The 17,524-nt window shown below is 37.5% G+C and carries 9 protein-coding genes; 7 read left to right on the forward strand and 2 right to left on the reverse strand.

Annotated elements, in window-relative coordinates; genetic code table 11:
- Window positions 1-313 precede the first annotated feature (313 nt).
- From B3139_RS20370 to B3139_RS20400, 7 genes are all read left to right on the forward strand, one after another.
- Window positions 314-1,894 (forward strand): hypothetical protein, encoded by a 1,581-nt coding sequence (locus tag B3139_RS20370; protein WP_293885346.1) that lies wholly within the window; start codon window positions 314-316, stop codon window positions 1,892-1,894.
- A gap of 1,813 nt (window positions 1,895-3,707) precedes the next feature.
- Complete coding sequence (locus tag B3139_RS20375; RefSeq protein ID WP_293885348.1) at window positions 3,708-6,881, forward strand: SusC/RagA family TonB-linked outer membrane protein; 3,174 nt, start codon at window positions 3,708-3,710, stop codon at window positions 6,879-6,881.
- A gap of 12 nt (window positions 6,882-6,893) precedes the next feature.
- On the forward strand, window positions 6,894-8,540 hold the full coding sequence (locus tag B3139_RS20380; protein WP_293885350.1) for a SusD/RagB family nutrient-binding outer membrane lipoprotein: 1,647 nt from the start codon (window positions 6,894-6,896) through the stop codon (window positions 8,538-8,540).
- Between the two features lie 12 nt (window positions 8,541-8,552).
- A complete protein-coding gene (locus B3139_RS20385) occupies window positions 8,553-9,455 on the forward strand; it encodes a hypothetical protein (protein WP_293885352.1) in 903 nt (300 codons plus the stop codon).
- Window positions 9,456-9,870: 415 nt separating this feature from the next.
- Window positions 9,871-12,981 carry a SusC/RagA family TonB-linked outer membrane protein gene (locus B3139_RS20390; protein WP_293885354.1) on the forward strand — a complete coding sequence of 1,037 codons (3,111 nt, stop codon included), beginning with the start codon at window positions 9,871-9,873 and terminating at the stop codon, window positions 12,979-12,981.
- 28 nt (window positions 12,982-13,009) lie between these two features.
- Window positions 13,010-14,608 carry a RagB/SusD family nutrient uptake outer membrane protein gene (locus B3139_RS20395; protein WP_293885356.1) on the forward strand — a complete coding sequence of 533 codons (1,599 nt, stop codon included), beginning with the start codon at window positions 13,010-13,012 and terminating at the stop codon, window positions 14,606-14,608.
- Window positions 14,609-14,915: 307 nt separating this feature from the next.
- Window positions 14,916-16,151 carry a porin gene (locus B3139_RS20400; RefSeq protein ID WP_293885357.1) on the forward strand — a complete coding sequence of 412 codons (1,236 nt, stop codon included), beginning with the start codon at window positions 14,916-14,918 and terminating at the stop codon, window positions 16,149-16,151.
- Between the two features lie 85 nt (window positions 16,152-16,236).
- Here the strand turns inward: B3139_RS20400 and B3139_RS20405 are convergent, their stop codons facing one another.
- Both B3139_RS20405 and B3139_RS20410 read right to left on the reverse strand, forming a co-directional pair.
- Window positions 16,237-16,818 carry an NAD(P)H-dependent oxidoreductase gene (locus B3139_RS20405; RefSeq protein ID WP_293885358.1) on the reverse strand — a complete coding sequence of 194 codons (582 nt, stop codon included), beginning with the start codon at window positions 16,816-16,818 and terminating at the stop codon, window positions 16,237-16,239.
- 58 nt (window positions 16,819-16,876) lie between these two features.
- Window positions 16,877-17,443, reverse strand: a complete 567-nt coding sequence (locus B3139_RS20410; protein WP_293885360.1) for a Crp/Fnr family transcriptional regulator — start codon at window positions 17,441-17,443, stop codon at window positions 16,877-16,879.
- Window positions 17,444-17,524: the final 81 nt, after the last annotated feature.

Genomic DNA, 17,524 nt, shown 5'->3' on the forward strand with positions numbered 1-17,524 from the left:
CTATAAATATATGAAAATCAAACAATTAAAACAAATTATGAGCCTTAGATAATGCAAAAAAAAGAGACTGTCATTTTGAGACAGCCTCTTTTTGTCATTTCTTTGAAAAGTTATTACTTACTTTAGATGATTTAATTGTATTGAATACTGTTTGTTTTAGAGTTAATCACCTGCGTTTTCAAATATTTTGACGGTATTTTTTTTCTTTTACGATTGTTTAAAAGATGGTTTTTAACTAAAATGTTGCAACTTAAACTAATTTATTTTTATATATTGCGTATATAAGTCATTCAATTAGATACATTAAATTAAAATGAAAAAACCAATTTATTTTGCCCTTGCAGTTATTGCACTGAGCAGTAGCTCCTGCAGTAAAGAATTAGTAGCTGATCAAACATTAAACGAAAGCTTAGAAAGTGTTTCACTCAAAGCAAACACACCATCTCCATCTTTAGACTGGAGTAATTTATCATCATTTAATAATGGGCCGAACGAAATTGTTCCTGCTCCTTGGGCAGGTGGTGCATCAAGGTCATTTCCAAATGACTATCTAAGTGATTATAAACCTGAAGACGGTTGGGAAATGTATTTTAATACTTTCAATTCGACTGTAAAAGTTGATGCGCCATACTTTGTTCTATACAATAAGTATAGAGGAACAATGCGTATCTATTATTATTTTTTACCAAAATCTGGCGTTGAAACGACGCAGGTAACATTCCAGCTTGATTTAAAAGGAACGGAGAATAAATCGAGTATATTAAGTTTCGATAACCAAGAAGCGATCGATTTTGCAGAAAACCCACTAACTATTTCTAAAGTTCAACAGGAGAAAATTTATCAAAGTGGTTCCTGGTATGCCGAAGAATTTCAATTGGCTTATGATCCTAGTTTGAAAAATAAGGATTACACAAGCAACCAATTGCGTTGGAATATGTTTTCTGCTAGCGTTGACCAAGTTAACCTTGATGGAGTTCAAAAAGGTGAAATTAACGGTACGGTTCAAACTCCTAAGCCAACATCGAGTTTTTTCGGGCAATTGGTTTCAGGTGCGATCAACGTCGGAACAGGTGGCCTAGGTTTATTTGCGACCGGTTCAAAAGTTTTAGGTAATTTCTTCTCTAATAGCTTTGGTCCTATTAAACTTGAGAAGGTCAAAAATGGTATCGATGAAGCCGCTAATAAAAATCTAAAAACCGGGGGGTCTAGCATATTTAATGCGCTTAGTTCACTAGTTACTGGGGGAAGTGGTGGTGGATATTCAGAACAAAAAGTCAATTTAATCATGGACACGAAGATGCAGATCAATGGATCTATTAATCATGACCCTAATGGACTCTTTTCTACCACGTTGTTTATTTCCGGTACTCAAGGTCTTTCAGGAGCCCCTGGAAACATACCGAATTATACCGGAAGTCTTGGGATATTCAACCTTTCCGCAAAACCTAAGGTCGTGATTTCCAATAGTGCACCGGTTGTACCACCTAACGAAAACGTGATGATGAAATATTATTTAGCTGAATATTCAGTAGATCCGCAGTCCTTTCAACTAGTAACAAATCCTGATGTAATTAACAATTCAATTACTGGGGCAACTATTCAGAATTATCATCAAGAAGTCGTAACTGAGGATCTACGAATTGCAGCGCCTGGATTGAAACCCGATGAGATTGTAGGTGAATTGGAATATATGGGAATAGATAAAAAAGTTATAACTTCTTCAGGTTCGGTATATTTTGGTTTTACAACCCGTACACATCCTCCAGTAATTGCAAGATATTTAAATAATGATACATATGTGAGAGTATCATTTGATGTAGTCCCTAATAATGGCAAGCAAAAGACAACTATTGTTAAAACGTTTGCTGCAGATCTTATTAATAATTTTCAATAGTAATACCTAAATTAGGAGTTGTTATCATCATCTCAAATGTTATTAATTGAAAACGTTATCCGACTATTAATAGGAAAACAATGATAAACGATAAATACGGTAATTGCGATAGAAATTACCGTATTTATCGTTTATAAAAAATGCAGCAACACCACTTCAATTTTTTAGCGATTTTGTGGATGTAAATTCATGGAATATTTTTATTCTATGTTTGCATAATAGCTATGTATATTTTTTTGATAATTGATGTTTAAAGTGTTATAACCTTAGTTTTTAACGCGGTGCGCAGTCTCACATTTATAATGTGAGAATCTGACTAAAGACGCCTTATGAACAAAAGAGAGTGATCACAGAACATCATCACTGCGCCGACTAACTCGGCTGGTTAGTCCAAATAAAATTCGGCTTCTCTTTGGCTTGAAACGCTTAACGACAATATTACAGATCTGTGTAACTCCTCATTTGGACGTACCTTGGCTCCCAAACAAGCCGATTTTGATAGGAGATGGATGCTATATACTGTTGGTTATTGAAGTAACTACTAACAAACTTAATGATGAATACCCTAAAATTGTTAGCCTTTTTAGGGTTATATGACCTATATAATTCAAATACGCGTGACGCACTGCTTAAGTATAGATATAGTACTATTTATGCAAATGTTGTGTAAGAAAATTGAACAAAGAAAAACCTACTTCACTGGTATTTTGATTCTGCTAAAAAAAAGCGCAATGTGATTAGAGGTCAATATCCAAAAAAAAATAACGGATTCTTAGCCTTTGAATTTTGCTTGAGGAGTGTTGAGAAATGCTTCTTGCTCAACTGTAGAATTGGGAGCACAATTGTTAGGAACGTTTCGAGAAGAAATCCCAAAGCGCTGTCAAAAGCCACCTGACTTGGGGATAGAGGTGCCGCCTTGCGGCGATTTTTTCTCTACCAATTCCCTACTAACTCCTGCCTTTTATAGAATTGGCCTCGCATTTTCCATAGCTGTTCCTCGAATTTAATCCGAGGGAGATTCGAAGCCTGCGCGAAGAAAATTCGAGCAAAGGTGGGAAAAAGTTAGGAGTTTGTCAGCTATTGGTGACGTATTGCTTGGCTATAGCTTAATACAACAAACACACAATATTGACTAGTTTACCACAACGATCACACAAGATTGACTATTGTGCGAGCCTAAGTTTACTCTCCATAAGTTTTCTTTAAGCAGAATGATAGCTATGTGATAGAACAGTGCGCAGGAACGAAGAAAGATTCTCACTAAGGATTTTGAGTTGACATATTGCACTATTCGTTTCTTTATGGAGTTCGATATTTTTGTATTTGCATTGAGATAAATGTTTACGGCTGGTGTTGAAGCTACAGGGAAAAGGTTCACAAGACACTACGAGTCGCTTATGTGTCGAGGTAGAGGATAGGGGGGGCAAGAAGTTTTTACCCTAAAGATAATTGGGAAGGCCATCTCACAGTAAAGTTGGAAAGTTAATATATCATTTTACATAAACAGATAAGTTTTGATGCAAATAGTTTTCTTTAATAATGTAACAATGTTACTTAAGTATGTGAAATTTTTAAAATTAAATTACTGATATTTAGGGTTTTAATTCTGTTTATAAATTAATTGTTATCAATAAATTATGCTTGCATTGCAAATGTTAAAAATAGTTATAAATTTGTATTTAACGTTTTTTAACATATGGAGCAATCCAAGGGGAAAAACGATACTAACTATAATGCTTTATAAATTATTGGAAAGTATATTACTAACCAAATGTATATTACCAAGAATAAACATTTTAATAAACACAAACATATGAAACACAAATTACTCAGTTTTTTCGTGGGTAGTATGATCCTAACTTCTGTGGCGTTTGCACAGGAGAGAAAGGTGAGCGGTCATGTTACAGGAACCGACGGGAAACCGTTAGTAGGGGTAACAATCGTTGTACAAGGATCAAATGTTGCAACCCAAACAGATCCAAATGGTAACTATTCGATTTCAGTTCCAAATGGAAAGGTTTTAATTTTTCGTTCAGTTGGTTATGGAGACAAAACGATTATTGTAAAGGAGGGACAATCATCGTTTAATGTTTCGTTGTCGGCTGCCGATAGAGCGTTAGAAGAGGTCGTTGTAACGGCCTTAGGGATTGAACGCCAATCTCGGAATTTGACATACTCCACGACACAAGTTAAACCTGACGAGTTGGTTCAAAATTCGGAGCCTGATTTGTTAAAAAATCTTCAAGGTAAAGTTGCAGGGGTGGATATTCGGACTTCGCAAGGTACTCCTGGGGCTGCGACCCGATTTCAAATGCGTGGTAATAACTCATTCACTGCAGATACTCAACCTTTAATCATTGTAGATGGGGTGCCATATGATAATACTATGACGGAAACCTCAAGTATGACATCAGGAGGGGGTGCTTATTCATCTGGTATTGCCAATCTGGATCCGAATGATATTGCTAGCATGAATATCTTGAAAGGGTCTGCAGCAGCGGCATTGTATGGTTCGAGAGCCTCAAATGGCGTCGTCCTTATCACAACAAAATCTGGGACCTCTAAATTTAATGTACCGACAACGGTGACATTAAAAAGTTCTGTTTCATTTGAAAAGATAGCCAATTTGCCAGATTATCAAAATTCTTTTGGCGCTGGATCTCAGATGAACTATTCAAACTCAAACGGTTCTTGGGGGCCTGCTTTCAAAAATTTAGATAGCATACCTGCATGGAATCCTTATGTCGCAGCGGGAATATTTCCTGTGGGAGGTAAGGTTCCTTATCGTGCCTATCCAAATAATGTAAAAGATCAATTTCGGACAGGAGTAGTATGGGAAAACTCTGTCAATATCAATGGCGCCACGGACGTAGCCGGATTTAATTTAACGGTTTCGCAAATGGATCACAAAGGTTATGCCTTAAATTCTTTTTTTAAACGTTATAATATTGGTGCCGGCGGAAATCTAAAAGTTTCGGATAAATTCAATGTAAAAGGTAATATCTCCCTTTCCAATTCAAATCAAAGAGGTGGCTATTTTGGAGAGAACCAAGTAGATGGCGCTGCTTCTTCATTTGCCCGCTCTTTATTTTTGGCACGTAACTGGGATATGAGCTTACCTTGGGAAGACAAAAATGGAAATAATTTAAACTGGCTTGGTGGAGCACAATTTGATCATCCAATTTGGTCTGCTTACAACAATTATGCGGATACCAGGGAGAATAGAGTGCTGGCGTCATTTGGTGCTAACTATAAGGTTAATGAATGGTGGAAATTGGACTACAACTTAGGTACCAGTATGAATTTTATGAATCGGAATGAGATATATGAAATTTCGTCTAGAGCATATGAAGGTTTGGGAGGATTGGTTATTGATGGTCGTAACCACAGAGAATTGGAAACGACCTTCCGAAGCATGTTTAACCCTAAGATTAATGAAGATTTTACTTTTACTGGATCGATAGGTTTCAACTATAATCAACGTGTTACAGAAAGAAATACAGATGAAGGTAAACGGTTTATTACCAGGGGGATTCATTCGTTGACGAATACTGCTCAACAGGCATTCATCACTGACGATTTTTTTAAAAGGCGTATTATGGGAGTTTTTGCGGAGGCAGAGTTAAATTTCCGCAATTATTGGACAGTGAATTTAACAGGAAGAAATGATTGGTCGTCTACCTTACCAAAGAGTGCGAGGTCATACTTCTATCCAGCAGTTTCAACTTCTTTCGTTTTCACAGATGCGTTAAAAATAGAAAATGATATTTTAAATTTTGGTAAATTAAGAGCTTCTTGGGCCAAGGTAGGTAGGGATACAGATCCTTATAGCTTAATGAATACTTTTGTTATCTCCCCTAATTTCTTGGGGCAACCTACAGGTGCCGTTAATACACGCTCCTTCGATCCTAATTTAAAACCCGAATTTACGAAAGAGGTGGAACTAGGATTAGAGTTACGACTATTTAGGAAAGCCAATTTGGATGTAACTTGGTATAATCGTAATTCTACAAATTTGTTAGCACCGATTTCCGTTCCGACTTCTTCAGGCTACGATGAATATTTTACAAATTTTGGGAAAATCAATAATAAAGGTCTCGAGATTGGACTCACTGTTTCTCCTTTGAGGACTGATAGTCAGGTTAAATGGGAAATGCGCTTTGCATTCACAAAAAACAAAAATATCGTAAAGGAACTAATCGAAGGAACAGAGAGAATGCCATTGCGGGCAATTTTGAGCGGTTCAATTTCAACTTATCTCGAACCCGGAATGCCTTATGGTTATCTCAGAGGGACGAGGTCGCTGCGTGATGATGAAGGAAATTTATTGATTAATCCTAAAAATGGAGGTATGATTGAGGATCAATCTCAGGAGTATAATCTTGGTGACCCTAACCCTGATTTCAAATTAGGTATAAACAATATGGTTTCTTATCGCGGCTTCACATTTGCAGCATTATTTGATTGGACCAAGGGGGGAAAAATGTATTCAGTAACCAATTCATCCCTATTGGGTAGAGGTGCATCCAAATTAACAGAGGATCGCGAGTTTAATGCAATTTTACCTGGTGTGTATGGTGATCCAACCACGGGTAAGCCAATTTTAGACGATAACGGAAATAAGATTTGGAACCAGACGAAATTAACTGTTAACGATTTGTATTTCTCGCCTGATGCGACTGCTGGACAGACCTTCGCTATTAATACAGCTACGGAGTGGAACATTTACGATGCTACTGTTTATCGCTTAAGAGAGGTTTCATTAGGATATGAATTTCCTAAACGGATTTTCAATAGCGGTTTTATTAAGGGAGTCAATGTGAGCGTTACCGGACGTAATTTATGGCATTTTGCACCTGGGTTTCCAAAATACTCGAATTTTGATCCAGAGGTTAACAGTTTTGGTTCATCGGCAGTTCAAGGAGTTGAATTATCTGCCGCTCCAACGACGAGACGCTACGGTTTTAACTTAATAGTGAGATTTTAAACTGAATTAAGAATGAAAAATTTTAAAAATATTGTACTAATCGCCTTATCATTTGCAGCCGTGGGCTGTTCAAAGGATTTGGATATAAATACTGATCCTAATAACCCGACCGCGATCGAATCTAAAGTTCTATTGCCAAGAATTGAAAAATATCTAGGTGAAAGTTTAGCTATGGGAACTGGTTTTGGAAACAATTTATCTGCTTATACCCATCAAATGGTAATGTATGGAAACGCGGATCAATATGGTGCTGGGGGGAATGATTTCTATTGGGGGCAGGGTTGGGACTATGCTTATCGTGAGGTACTAACAAATACGGATATTATTATTAAGCAGAGCACTGCCTCTGGTGATCTGCACTACGTTGGTATTGCAAAAATTATCAAAGCATATACATTTTCGGTATTGGTAGATTTATTTGGGTCGGTACCATTTTCGGAAGCGAACCAGCTAGTTGAAGGAATAAAGTATCCTAAATATGATGAAGGTAAAGATATTTATCCGCAACTAGTAGCTTTAATAGATGAAGGAATTTCAAATTTAGGAGCGAATTCTGGTGTTAGCCCAGGTGCAGATGATGTGATCTATGGTGGTAAAATCGATTCTTGGGTTAAGGCAGCTAACTCGATAAAATTTAAGTTATTACTTCAGCAGCGAAAAGTTAAAGATGTCAAAGCTGAACTCGCCGCATTAATTGCATCAAATAAATTAATATCTTCGACAGCAGAGTCATTTATGGTACCGTTCGGTCCGAATGGAGCTACGGATGATAGAAACCCTGGATTTGGTGAATATTATGCTTCTCAACGTACTTTATATGTCAGCCCATGGCTTTATGAAATCATGAAGGGGTATAATAGTGAAATCATGACTTCGAATAGTGATCCTCGTATCCCCTATTATTTCTTTAACCAAATTAAGGCTACTGCAGGGCCATTGAGTGATATTGAATACCGTGATGGAGGGTTTGTTTCTATGTATTTTGGTACCCAGGGACCGAACAAAGGAAAAAATAACCAAAATACTATAACTGTTTTTGGTGTTTATCCTGTTGGTGGACGTTATGATGATGGGCAGGGTGGAACAGCTTCTGCAAGTAGTGGAACGGGGGCGGCGCCATATCGTTTGATTACCTATTCGGATATGTTATTTTGGAAAGCTGAGCTTATTCAGGCTGGTGTGATCTCGGGTGATGCATCTGCAACATTTCAATCGGCATTAAATGAGTCTATGAAGATGGTTGATTATGTTGTTTCAAAAAATGGGTCAGCACAGAATATCCCAGTTTTGGCAACTTCCACTGCGACAACAAACTTTGTTAATAAAGCTGTTACTGCCTTTAACGCTGCTAATGACGAAAAGAAAATGGAATTGATAATGACTCAAAAATGGGTGTCAAATGTCGGCGCTTGGGTTGAACCATATAACGACTACAGAAGAACAGGGTATCCAATTTTATTTGATCCGAATAAATTTGGAGGGAAAATGACGCCTCCTTCAGGAGGTAATGGTGGCGATGATATGCCAACAGTACCAGTTGTTTCCATTCGTAAATTCCCAAATTCTTTGCCTTATATTCTAGATGAAATCAGTAAAAATTTGAATGCACCCGCACAGAAAACTGATTTAAGTACCGCTAAAGTGTTTTGGATGCCTTAATTATTTAAAAATATGAAAAAAATATTATATTCAGTCGTGCTGTTAACTATCGTTGTTGTTGCTGCATGCAGAAAAAGTGATAACCCGACTATGCCGGATGGTATCGTATATATTAACCAACCTACGATTACAAAAGTTTCTGGTGATGTTGCGGTAAAAGATAATGAGCCAGAAAAGTTCAATGCGAAATTTAAGATTGATCTTTATTTTAAAGACTCCGAAAAACCCAAATATTTGGATATTGTTGTGATGAAAAACAATGATGCTAAAAATGCCAAGGTTATTAAAAGTCAGGTAGCGAGTTTTCCTGTTGATATTGATCTTTCCGGTACACAATTAAAACAGCTTTTTGGGACAATTGTGAGTGGAGATAATTTTGATATTGGGGCAAACTATGTAACTAGTAATAATAAGACTTATCTTGCATTTCCTTTAGGTGGGGGGGTGCCTTATGGATCAAGTGTGTCACAACAACCGGGTGCAAACCCAACGATTCGTTATAGTTGTATTTGTGGATTTGATATCGATGGATTTTTAGCTGATGGTAAATTTGAGATAGTTTCAGATGCGTGGGGAGATTTTCAACCGGGACAAAAAGTTACAATAACTAAATCAGGAGGAAGTCAATTGACGATTCCAGGAATTGATCCATCATTTAAACCATTTGTTGTTGATATCAGTACTGAAGATAATTCGGCAGTTGTGAAATCGACTTTAGTAGGAGATGAAGCTACGGTAGCAGGTGTCTATGGGGGGGGGGGAGCATATGGATCATTAACTGTATCGACTGCAGGCCCTTCTTCGTCGAGTTTTGTTAATCCATGTACTGATGAAATTCAATTGAATGTCCAATATGTGTTTTCTAAATATGGAAACCAGGGAACATTTATATTGAAGTTGAAGAAAGTAAAATAATAAAATACATTAACGAGAAAGCTGCATAGTTCTAAAATTATGCGGCTTTCTTTTTTAATAATGATGGAAATAATTTTCTTGTATCTCTTTTATTCGATGTATTGACTTACGATCTATTTGAAAGATAAAAAAGGGCTTCACATTGTTGTTAGAATGTGAAGCCTTTTTTATTATGTAAGCTCCTGTATGTGTGTCTCTTGTTAATATTTTATTCCCAAATATGATATACTAGTTGTAAATGTGAAAATATATTATAATATTTGCTTTAACATATCCTTAACATTAGAGCCTCTCTAAGTCTAACGATATGAGACTAACTGGAAATCACACTTAATATTCTCGGAAAGTAAAAAACTAGCCAAAGTGTTTTTCTTCATTGCTAACGAAACATATTAATTTAAATAAACATAAACATATGAAACACAAATTACTCAGTTTTTTACTGGGGGGTGCGATCATTACATCGGTTGCATTCGCTCAAGAAAAGAAGGTTAATGGACGTGTAACAGGAGTAAATGGTAAAGGATTACCAGGCGTTACTGTGCTTGTTCAGGGTACCAACCAAGCCACTCAAACGGATTCAAATGGTAATTATTCTATTAGCGTCCCTTCAGGAAAAGCATTAATTTTTCGATCAGTTGGGTTTTCGGAGAAAACAGTTTTAGTTAACCAAAATTCAAGTTTGTATAATGTAAGCTTAGATGGATCTTCATCAGCGCTAGATGAAGTTATTGTGACCGGATATGGCACACAACGTAAACGTGAAATAACAGGTGCAATTACATCAATCAAAGGTGAAACAATTAAGGATATTCCAGTTCCCTCTTTAGATAAAGCATTACAGGGGCAGGCAGCCGGTGTTCAAGTTTCAACAACTTCGGGTTTACTGGGACAGGTTGCTAAGATTCGCATTCGTGGTACAAACTCAATTTCTAGCTCCAGTTCCCCACTATATGTGATTGACGGAGTTCCTTACCTATCGGATGACAATGGTGCAATTATGGCAAATAATCCGTTAGCGGATATCAATCCCAATGATATTGCCAGTTTAGAAGTATTGAAAGATGGAGCTGCTACAGCTATTTACGGATCTCGTGCTGCAAATGGTGTTATCCTAATTACAACTAAGAAGGGGAAAGTAGGGGCACCTGTCATGACTTATGATGGTTGGGTTGCTGCAGCCTCTCCTTCAAAATATTTTGATCTTTTAAATGCGAAAGAATTTATAGAGATCACGAATGAGAAACGAAAAAATTCAAATCAGGCTGATGCCGCGTTTGAAACAAAAGATCCTGTAAGCGGTCAAGTTTATGACACAGATTGGCAAAAGGAGATTTTCAGAACAGGTCTTCAACATAATCATGCATTATCGTTTAGCGGAGCTACAGAAAAAACAAATTATTATTTTTCCGGTGGCTTTACAAACATGCAGGGGATATCTGATGCCAATAGTTTACAAAAATTTTCTTTGAGAGCCAAAGCTGAGCAAAAGGTTTTTAATGATAAAGTTACAATCGGTTTTAATTCAGCGGTTAATAATCAAACCAACTATGGTTTTAATACCTCAGAAGCGGGACTTTCTTCGAATGTGGCTGCAGCAATTTTTGCATTTCCAAATGTTCCTGCGAAATGGGCTGACGGCAGCTATAATTTGTCCGCGGATTTAAAAAGCCTTGGCCAAGGTAGTAACAAGCTCCCTATTTATGGTAGTTATACAAATCAACGATATGTTCTTGATAAGAATATTTATAAATCTAATATGCTGTCTTTTAATGGAAACGGATTTATCAATGTTGAAATTTTAAAGGGACTTAGTTTTAGATCGCAAATTGGGGTTACCGTACAAAATGGAGAAGATTTCCTTTACTGGGATCCAGGACATGGTGACGGACAAAGCGTTGGAGGTCGTGTTTATCAGTATTCTTTGCCAAGAAACCTCTACAACTGGCAGAATTTGCTGAATTACACCACTGAATGGACAGATAACTCACTATCTGTTGTCGTGGGATCGGAATACCAAAAATCAAAAACCCGATATTTCTTTGCGCATGGATTTGGATTATCATCTACTTATTTTGCGGAAAACGAAAATATTATTTCAGGATCATTAACAAATCAATTATTAGGGGGAGCTGCTTCTGAAAGATCATTTAGCTCTATTTTCGGAAAATTAAACTACGCGTTTAAAGAGCGATATTTAGTTTCTGCGTCTTTGCGTCATGATAAACTTTCCGACCTTCCTTTTGGTGAGCAAGGTGCTGTTCTTCCAGGGGTTTCCTTGGGATGGGATGTGGCTAAAGAGAATTTTTTTAATAGTAACGTGATTTCTCAGTTTAAGCTTCGTGGTGGTTACGCTAAAGTCGGTAATACTGAAATAGGATTATATCCTTATGCGGGATTGTTTTCGGCAACGCAATATGGTTCAGAAAATGCTATTCGTTTCTATCAGGCAGGAAACGATAAGCTGAAGTTCGAAACTAGTAACAAATGGAATGTTGGTGTTGATTTAGCATTTCTTAAAGATAGATTCTTCTTTACTGCGGACTATTTTGTCAACAATATAAACAATATGATTTTGCAGGTTCCTACAGCACCTTCGTTAGGTATTCCAGACAATATCATTGCGCAGAATATTGGTACTATGTCTAATAAAGGGATTGAAGCTAGTTTGTCTGGAGCTATTATTAAAAAAGGAAATTTTGCCTGGAATACCAATTTAAATGCAACTTATGTGAAAAACACTGTTAAGACGCTTGCAGGGCGGCCAATTCCATATAACTACCACCGGGTAGAAGTAGGGCATGCGCTGGGTTCTTTTTATGGGTATGAGTATGCTGGCGTAAATAAGGCAAATGGAAATGCAATGTATGTCAAGGCAGACGGAAGTGTTGTTCAAAATATTGGAGGAACCACAAGTTATGCATTTTATGATGAAGCAGATCCAACCAATGTAAAGAGTACTTCTGGAGCGGCATTGGGTGAGTCTGACAAGAAATGGCTAGGGCAAGGAAATCCTAAATGGTTTGGTGGTTTTAACAATACCTTTGCCTATAAAGGATTTGATATGTCACTAAATTTCAGTTTTGCTTTTGGATATAAGATTTACAACAAAACCCGACAGGAATTGCTTAACCATACCAACTTTGCAAATGCGGGAAAAGAATTACTTGATAGATGGACTACTCCGGGACAAGAAACTGATGTGCCAAAATTGTATTATGGTGTTGATAATGCATTGAATTTAAATGGCAGTTTAAACAGTCGTTTCTTGGAAAATGGAGCTTATTTGAGAGCGCAGCGTATTGGGGTAGGGTATAATTTTTCCAATGCACCATTCTTGAAAACTATTTATTTGAATAAGCTGCGTGTATTTGCTACGGTAGATAATGCGTTTGTACTCACAGGTTATAAAGGGTTAGATCCGGATCTAGCAAATAGTTCAACTTCAAATGCCCAACCTGCATTGGACTTCAGATCTAATCCTCTTCCAAGAACCTTTACATTTGGCGTTAATGCCTCATTTTAATTAATGACTTATTTAATTTGAAATAAAAATGAAACTAAAATATAAGAGTAAACTTGCGTTGGCTGGGTTATTAATGGTACTCGCCATGCCTTCATGTAAAAAATTTACTGAGCTTTCGCCGTTGGATAAGTTGTCGGATAAGACAGCCTTTAGCTCTAAACAAAATATCGAGTTAGCCTTAAATGGTGTCTATTGGCAGGCAGCTGTGGGCCGTTATAATCCTGGAACAGGTTTGACCACTGGACGTGGATATCCATTCGGTGGGGCTTCAATTGAGCAAGGTGAAATGCGCGGTGAAGATATGATTAATCTTCAGGCTTTTTATCAAATCACTTATGAAGGAACTTATACAGCAACTACAGCTAATAATGTAAATCATTGGGAGCAATTGTACGCCTTAATAAATCAGGCCAATGTCTTTATCAAAGGAGTTGAAGAAGCCGTTGGAAAAGGTGTTATTACACAAGACGAAAGTAATGCCTATAAAGGTGAAGCACTGTTTTTAAGAGCCTTGGCTCATCACGAGTTGGTTTTACATTTTTGTAAGCCTTATGCCGATAATAAAGGTAGTAATTTAGGTGTGCCGTATCGGACAAAAGCTATGATGGGCGCACCTGATGTAGAAGAAGGAATCTCTCAAAAACGTGGTACTGTTGCTGAAGATTATGCCAAGATTATTGAAGATCTCAATAACGCAGAAAATTATCTTCCTGCAACTAAAGCAGATAAGGCCCTGTCGATTTCCAAAGCAACTAAAGGTGCGGCAATTGCATTGAAAACTAGAGTTTACCTACACATGGCAGATTATGATAATGTGATCGCTGAAGGTAAGAAATTAGGTGCTGATTTAGGGTCTGGTACATTCACTTCTCCGATTGGGGGGTATAAGCTGGAAACGGATGTTGAGACTCCATTTACTTCTCAGGCGAATAACTTGGAATCAATTTTCTCTATTTCTCAAACGCAAGCTCAAAATGGAGGTACAAACGGAGCAATAGCGAGCATGTTCTCTGCTAGCGCCTTTAAAGGGCGTGATTTAATCGCTACTAGTCCTAACCTTTACAATGCCGATTTCTGGGTAGAGGGAGATGCTAGAAAAACTAAGTTGCAATATATCCAGACAACAGGCAGTTATAAAATGGTTTTTAATTATAAATATAGGGCAATCGCTACCTTAGATTCTTGGAACCCAATTATTAGATACTCAGAAGTATTGTTGAATACTGCTGAGGCCTATGCTTATAAAGGTAATAATAATCAGGCTTTTGCATTGTTAAATGCGGTTCGAAATAGAGCAGTCCCTTCAAACAAACAGTTCTCTGTTGCACCTAGTGACCTAAAACTGGCCATCTATCAGGAACGCAGAATTGAGTTTACTGGAGAAGGAAAGCGTTGGGGAGATTTACACCGTTTAGCGCTAAGTCCTTATGGAAAAAATGGTATTCCTGCAAAAGTTTTATCTGATCAGCTTACTGCTGGAGGCTTGGAGAATTACAAACCAGGGGTAGTTGTTGAACCTAAGCGTGCAGCAATTCTATATACAGATAAATCTTTTATATGGCCACTTCCTCAGTCTGAGGTTTCCTCAAATCCTAATTTAGAGCAAAATCCAGGTTACGGTAATTAATTCTTATTACCGAATAAAAAAATGATAGGCGAGCATCTTAATTGATGTCTCGCTTTTTTTATGATGATATATTAATAGTCTTACACAAACGATGACTCTATATGAATAAAAGGAATAAAATTGATATGTGGTTATTACCAAATCATTAATTTTATGTATATAAATTAATAGACTAACAATTTATTAATATTAACTTAATATTGAGAATCTATTTTTACGCCATTGAAATGATGATCATGTAGAAGAAGGAAAAACGATTCTCCTTATATAGCATCTCAATCGAAAAAGAAAATTTATTCGAAATCTCATGAAAAAAGTAGTTTTACTCTTAGCACTGATAGGTCCTGTCGTAGCGATTGCGCAAAATAATAATGCGCCTTCCAGCTATGACCCACATGATATCAAAATTACGGGATACCTTCAGACACAGTTTCAAAAGGCGCAGTCCCCCGGAATAACTTCTTTTTCGGGCGGTGATTTTTCAAAGAATTCGGACAATAGATTTATGATACGCAGGGGGCGTCTTAAAATTGACCGTGTAGACACTTACTCCAGTATTGTATTCCAGTTGGATGCAACCCAGGATGGAGTACAGCTAATGGATGCATTTATCCAGTTACGACACCCTAGCCAGAAAGGGCTGAGTTTGACTGCTGGTCTTTTTAATAGACCATTTGGATACTCCATCGTATATTCTTCAGGATATCGGGATTTCCCTGAAAGAGCACGGGTATTTCAAACGCTGATGCCTCGAGAACGTGATCTAGGGGGGATGGTTAGCTACCATCCGGGAGGTAAAGCTAAATTTCTAAACCTCGATTTAGCATTGGTTAATGGCAGCGGCCATTCCGCTAAAGATTATGATTCAAAAAAAGATCTGATCGGTAATCTAGCTTTTAAATTCGATAGTCTTGCGGATAAAAAAGTCCATCTCGGATTCGGTGGTTCGTTTTATAAGGGATCTGTCCGTAACGATACCAAAACCTACTACACGGCTAATAATAATGGGTATAGTGCATATACCAGCGAAGAAAATGAGGGTAAAGCCATCGGTAGAAATTATTATGGCGCAAACTTACAGATCGAGCTTGATAACAGCTTTGGTAAGTCTAGTTTTAAAACAGAATATGTTGCTGGAGATCAGCCCGGCGTTGCAGGTGGTGTAGATATTAAAGGTCCTTATGCCAGTAGAAGTTTTACAACGCAACCGACAACCGACCTTTATCAACGTAAATTCAACGGTTACTATCTTTGGTTAACACAGGAAATCGGTCGTACCGGATTTACTGCAATGGTTGCATACGATGTATATGACCCAAATACCAAAGCAAGTGGTTCGACGATTGGCATGGCCGGTAATTTTACGGCTGATGGTGATGTCAAGTTTAGTACAGTTGGCTATGGACTCGCTTATCAATTTAGCAATAGACTTAAGTTTACGGTCTATAATGAACATGTCACCAATGAAGCGACAAGTTTGCCAAACTTTTCAGCAGATCTTAAAGATGATGTATTTACGGCTAGAATGCAGTACCGTTGGTAAGCTGAAATGGATCCGAACTTGCGATTGGATAAAGATTAATCATCATTTTTTCTTTTGAAGATTCGCCAAATTCATCGGATTGAGCTTATGCCTGTCTGTAACCGAGCTGCTGTACTTTATGTAGCCATTTGTCCCGCTGAATTGAATCGGAAGTTTTGATAACGCCTATGTAGGTGACCTTAACGGGTGATATTCCACAAAATTGCAGTGTCGATTTTTTTAGTTGATTAACGCTGGGACTACGGTATATCAGCGTGTAATACCAACTCGGCTGATCAAGTGTCGTAATGATTCGAGCGGATTTACCTTTTAATAATTTGTCCCAAAAAAGAGAGTTTTCACGGTATTGAAATGCCATCCCAGGTAAAAAGAGTCGATCAATAAAGCCTTTCATCAAGGCAGGGAGCCCACCCCACCAAACGGGATGTACCCAGACCAGATGATCGGCCCATAGGATGTCTTCCCAGGCAAGCTGTAGGTCTTGTTCAAGTTCGGTCCGTTTGCGATAACCAAATTGAAGATTTGGATTGAAGTCTAGGTCGATGATATGGATCGTTCGTACTACAGCTCCGGACGCTTCTGCACTTTTTTGATAAGCATTTGCAATGGCAAAATTGAAAGACTCCCGATTTGGGTGTCCATTGATAATAAGTATTTTTTTGTTCATGACCTTGTATTATATCTCAAAAATAGTCATACGAATACTGTTGTTATAGGACAAATGTCTAAAAAGAGATTTGATTGCGAATGCGACTTAAATGACGTTGTGTTATGCCTAAGTAGGAAGCAACATAGTTTAGAGGAAGCTGTTGGATAAACTCTGGATGGTCTTTGATTAAATTAGCATAACGTTGTGACGCAGTCTCTTTTTGCAATTGAAAAACACGTTTTTCGAGCTCAAGATATTGCTCTTCAGCAATCATTTTAAGATACGTTGTCCATTTTAGGTTGTTTGTGGCAAGTTCGTTAATGATATTTTTTTTGATCACCCACAGTTCAACAGGCGTAATCGCCTGCATGTTCTCTATACTTGGTCCGCCCGTAATGAAGGAGGAGTAGGCCGCTATCCAAGTATTCGGAAAGCGGAAACAATAAGTAATATCCTCTTTATTGACGCTACTATAAAAGGAGCGGAAAATCCCTGACTGTATTAATGCAACCTCATGACAGCGCTGATTTTCTTTGATGAAAAAGTCGTTTTTATTCAACTCTCTGTATTCGAAAAGATCGACAATTTGATTGATCTCTTCTTCTTCAAAGAGACCAATAGAGCGGAAATATGTTGCTATCATGGATTTCAAACTTAGCGAAATTACTGTCTTTATGCAAAATAGATTCAGTTTTGTTGCGAAACCTAGCTGTTAAATATTCAT

Origin of the sequence: Sphingobacterium sp. UBA1498, from assembly GCF_002325125.1 — a bacterium.
Taxonomy (GTDB): Bacteria; Bacteroidota; Bacteroidia; order Sphingobacteriales; family Sphingobacteriaceae; genus Sphingobacterium.

What these genes read in the sequence shown, in the direction of transcription:
- B3139_RS20370 (WP_293885346.1), top strand. Translation starts at nt 314, where the DNA reads ATGAAAAAACCAATTTATTTTGCCCTTGCAGTTATTGCACTGAGCAGT.
- B3139_RS20375 (WP_293885348.1), top strand. Translation starts at nt 3,708, where the DNA reads ATGAAACACAAATTACTCAGTTTTTTCGTGGGTAGTATGATCCTAACT.
- B3139_RS20380 (WP_293885350.1), top strand. Translation starts at nt 6,894, where the DNA reads ATGAAAAATTTTAAAAATATTGTACTAATCGCCTTATCATTTGCAGCC.
- B3139_RS20385 (WP_293885352.1), top strand. Translation starts at nt 8,553, where the DNA reads ATGAAAAAAATATTATATTCAGTCGTGCTGTTAACTATCGTTGTTGTT.
- B3139_RS20390 (WP_293885354.1), top strand. Translation starts at nt 9,871, where the DNA reads ATGAAACACAAATTACTCAGTTTTTTACTGGGGGGTGCGATCATTACA.
- B3139_RS20395 (WP_293885356.1), top strand. Translation starts at nt 13,010, where the DNA reads ATGAAACTAAAATATAAGAGTAAACTTGCGTTGGCTGGGTTATTAATG.
- B3139_RS20400 (WP_293885357.1), top strand. Translation starts at nt 14,916, where the DNA reads ATGAAAAAAGTAGTTTTACTCTTAGCACTGATAGGTCCTGTCGTAGCG.
- B3139_RS20405 (WP_293885358.1), bottom strand. Translation starts at nt 16,818, where the DNA reads ATGAACAAAAAAATACTTATTATCAATGGACACCCAAATCGGGAGTCT.
- B3139_RS20410 (WP_293885360.1), bottom strand. Translation starts at nt 17,443, where the DNA reads ATGATAGCAACATATTTCCGCTCTATTGGTCTCTTTGAAGAAGAAGAG.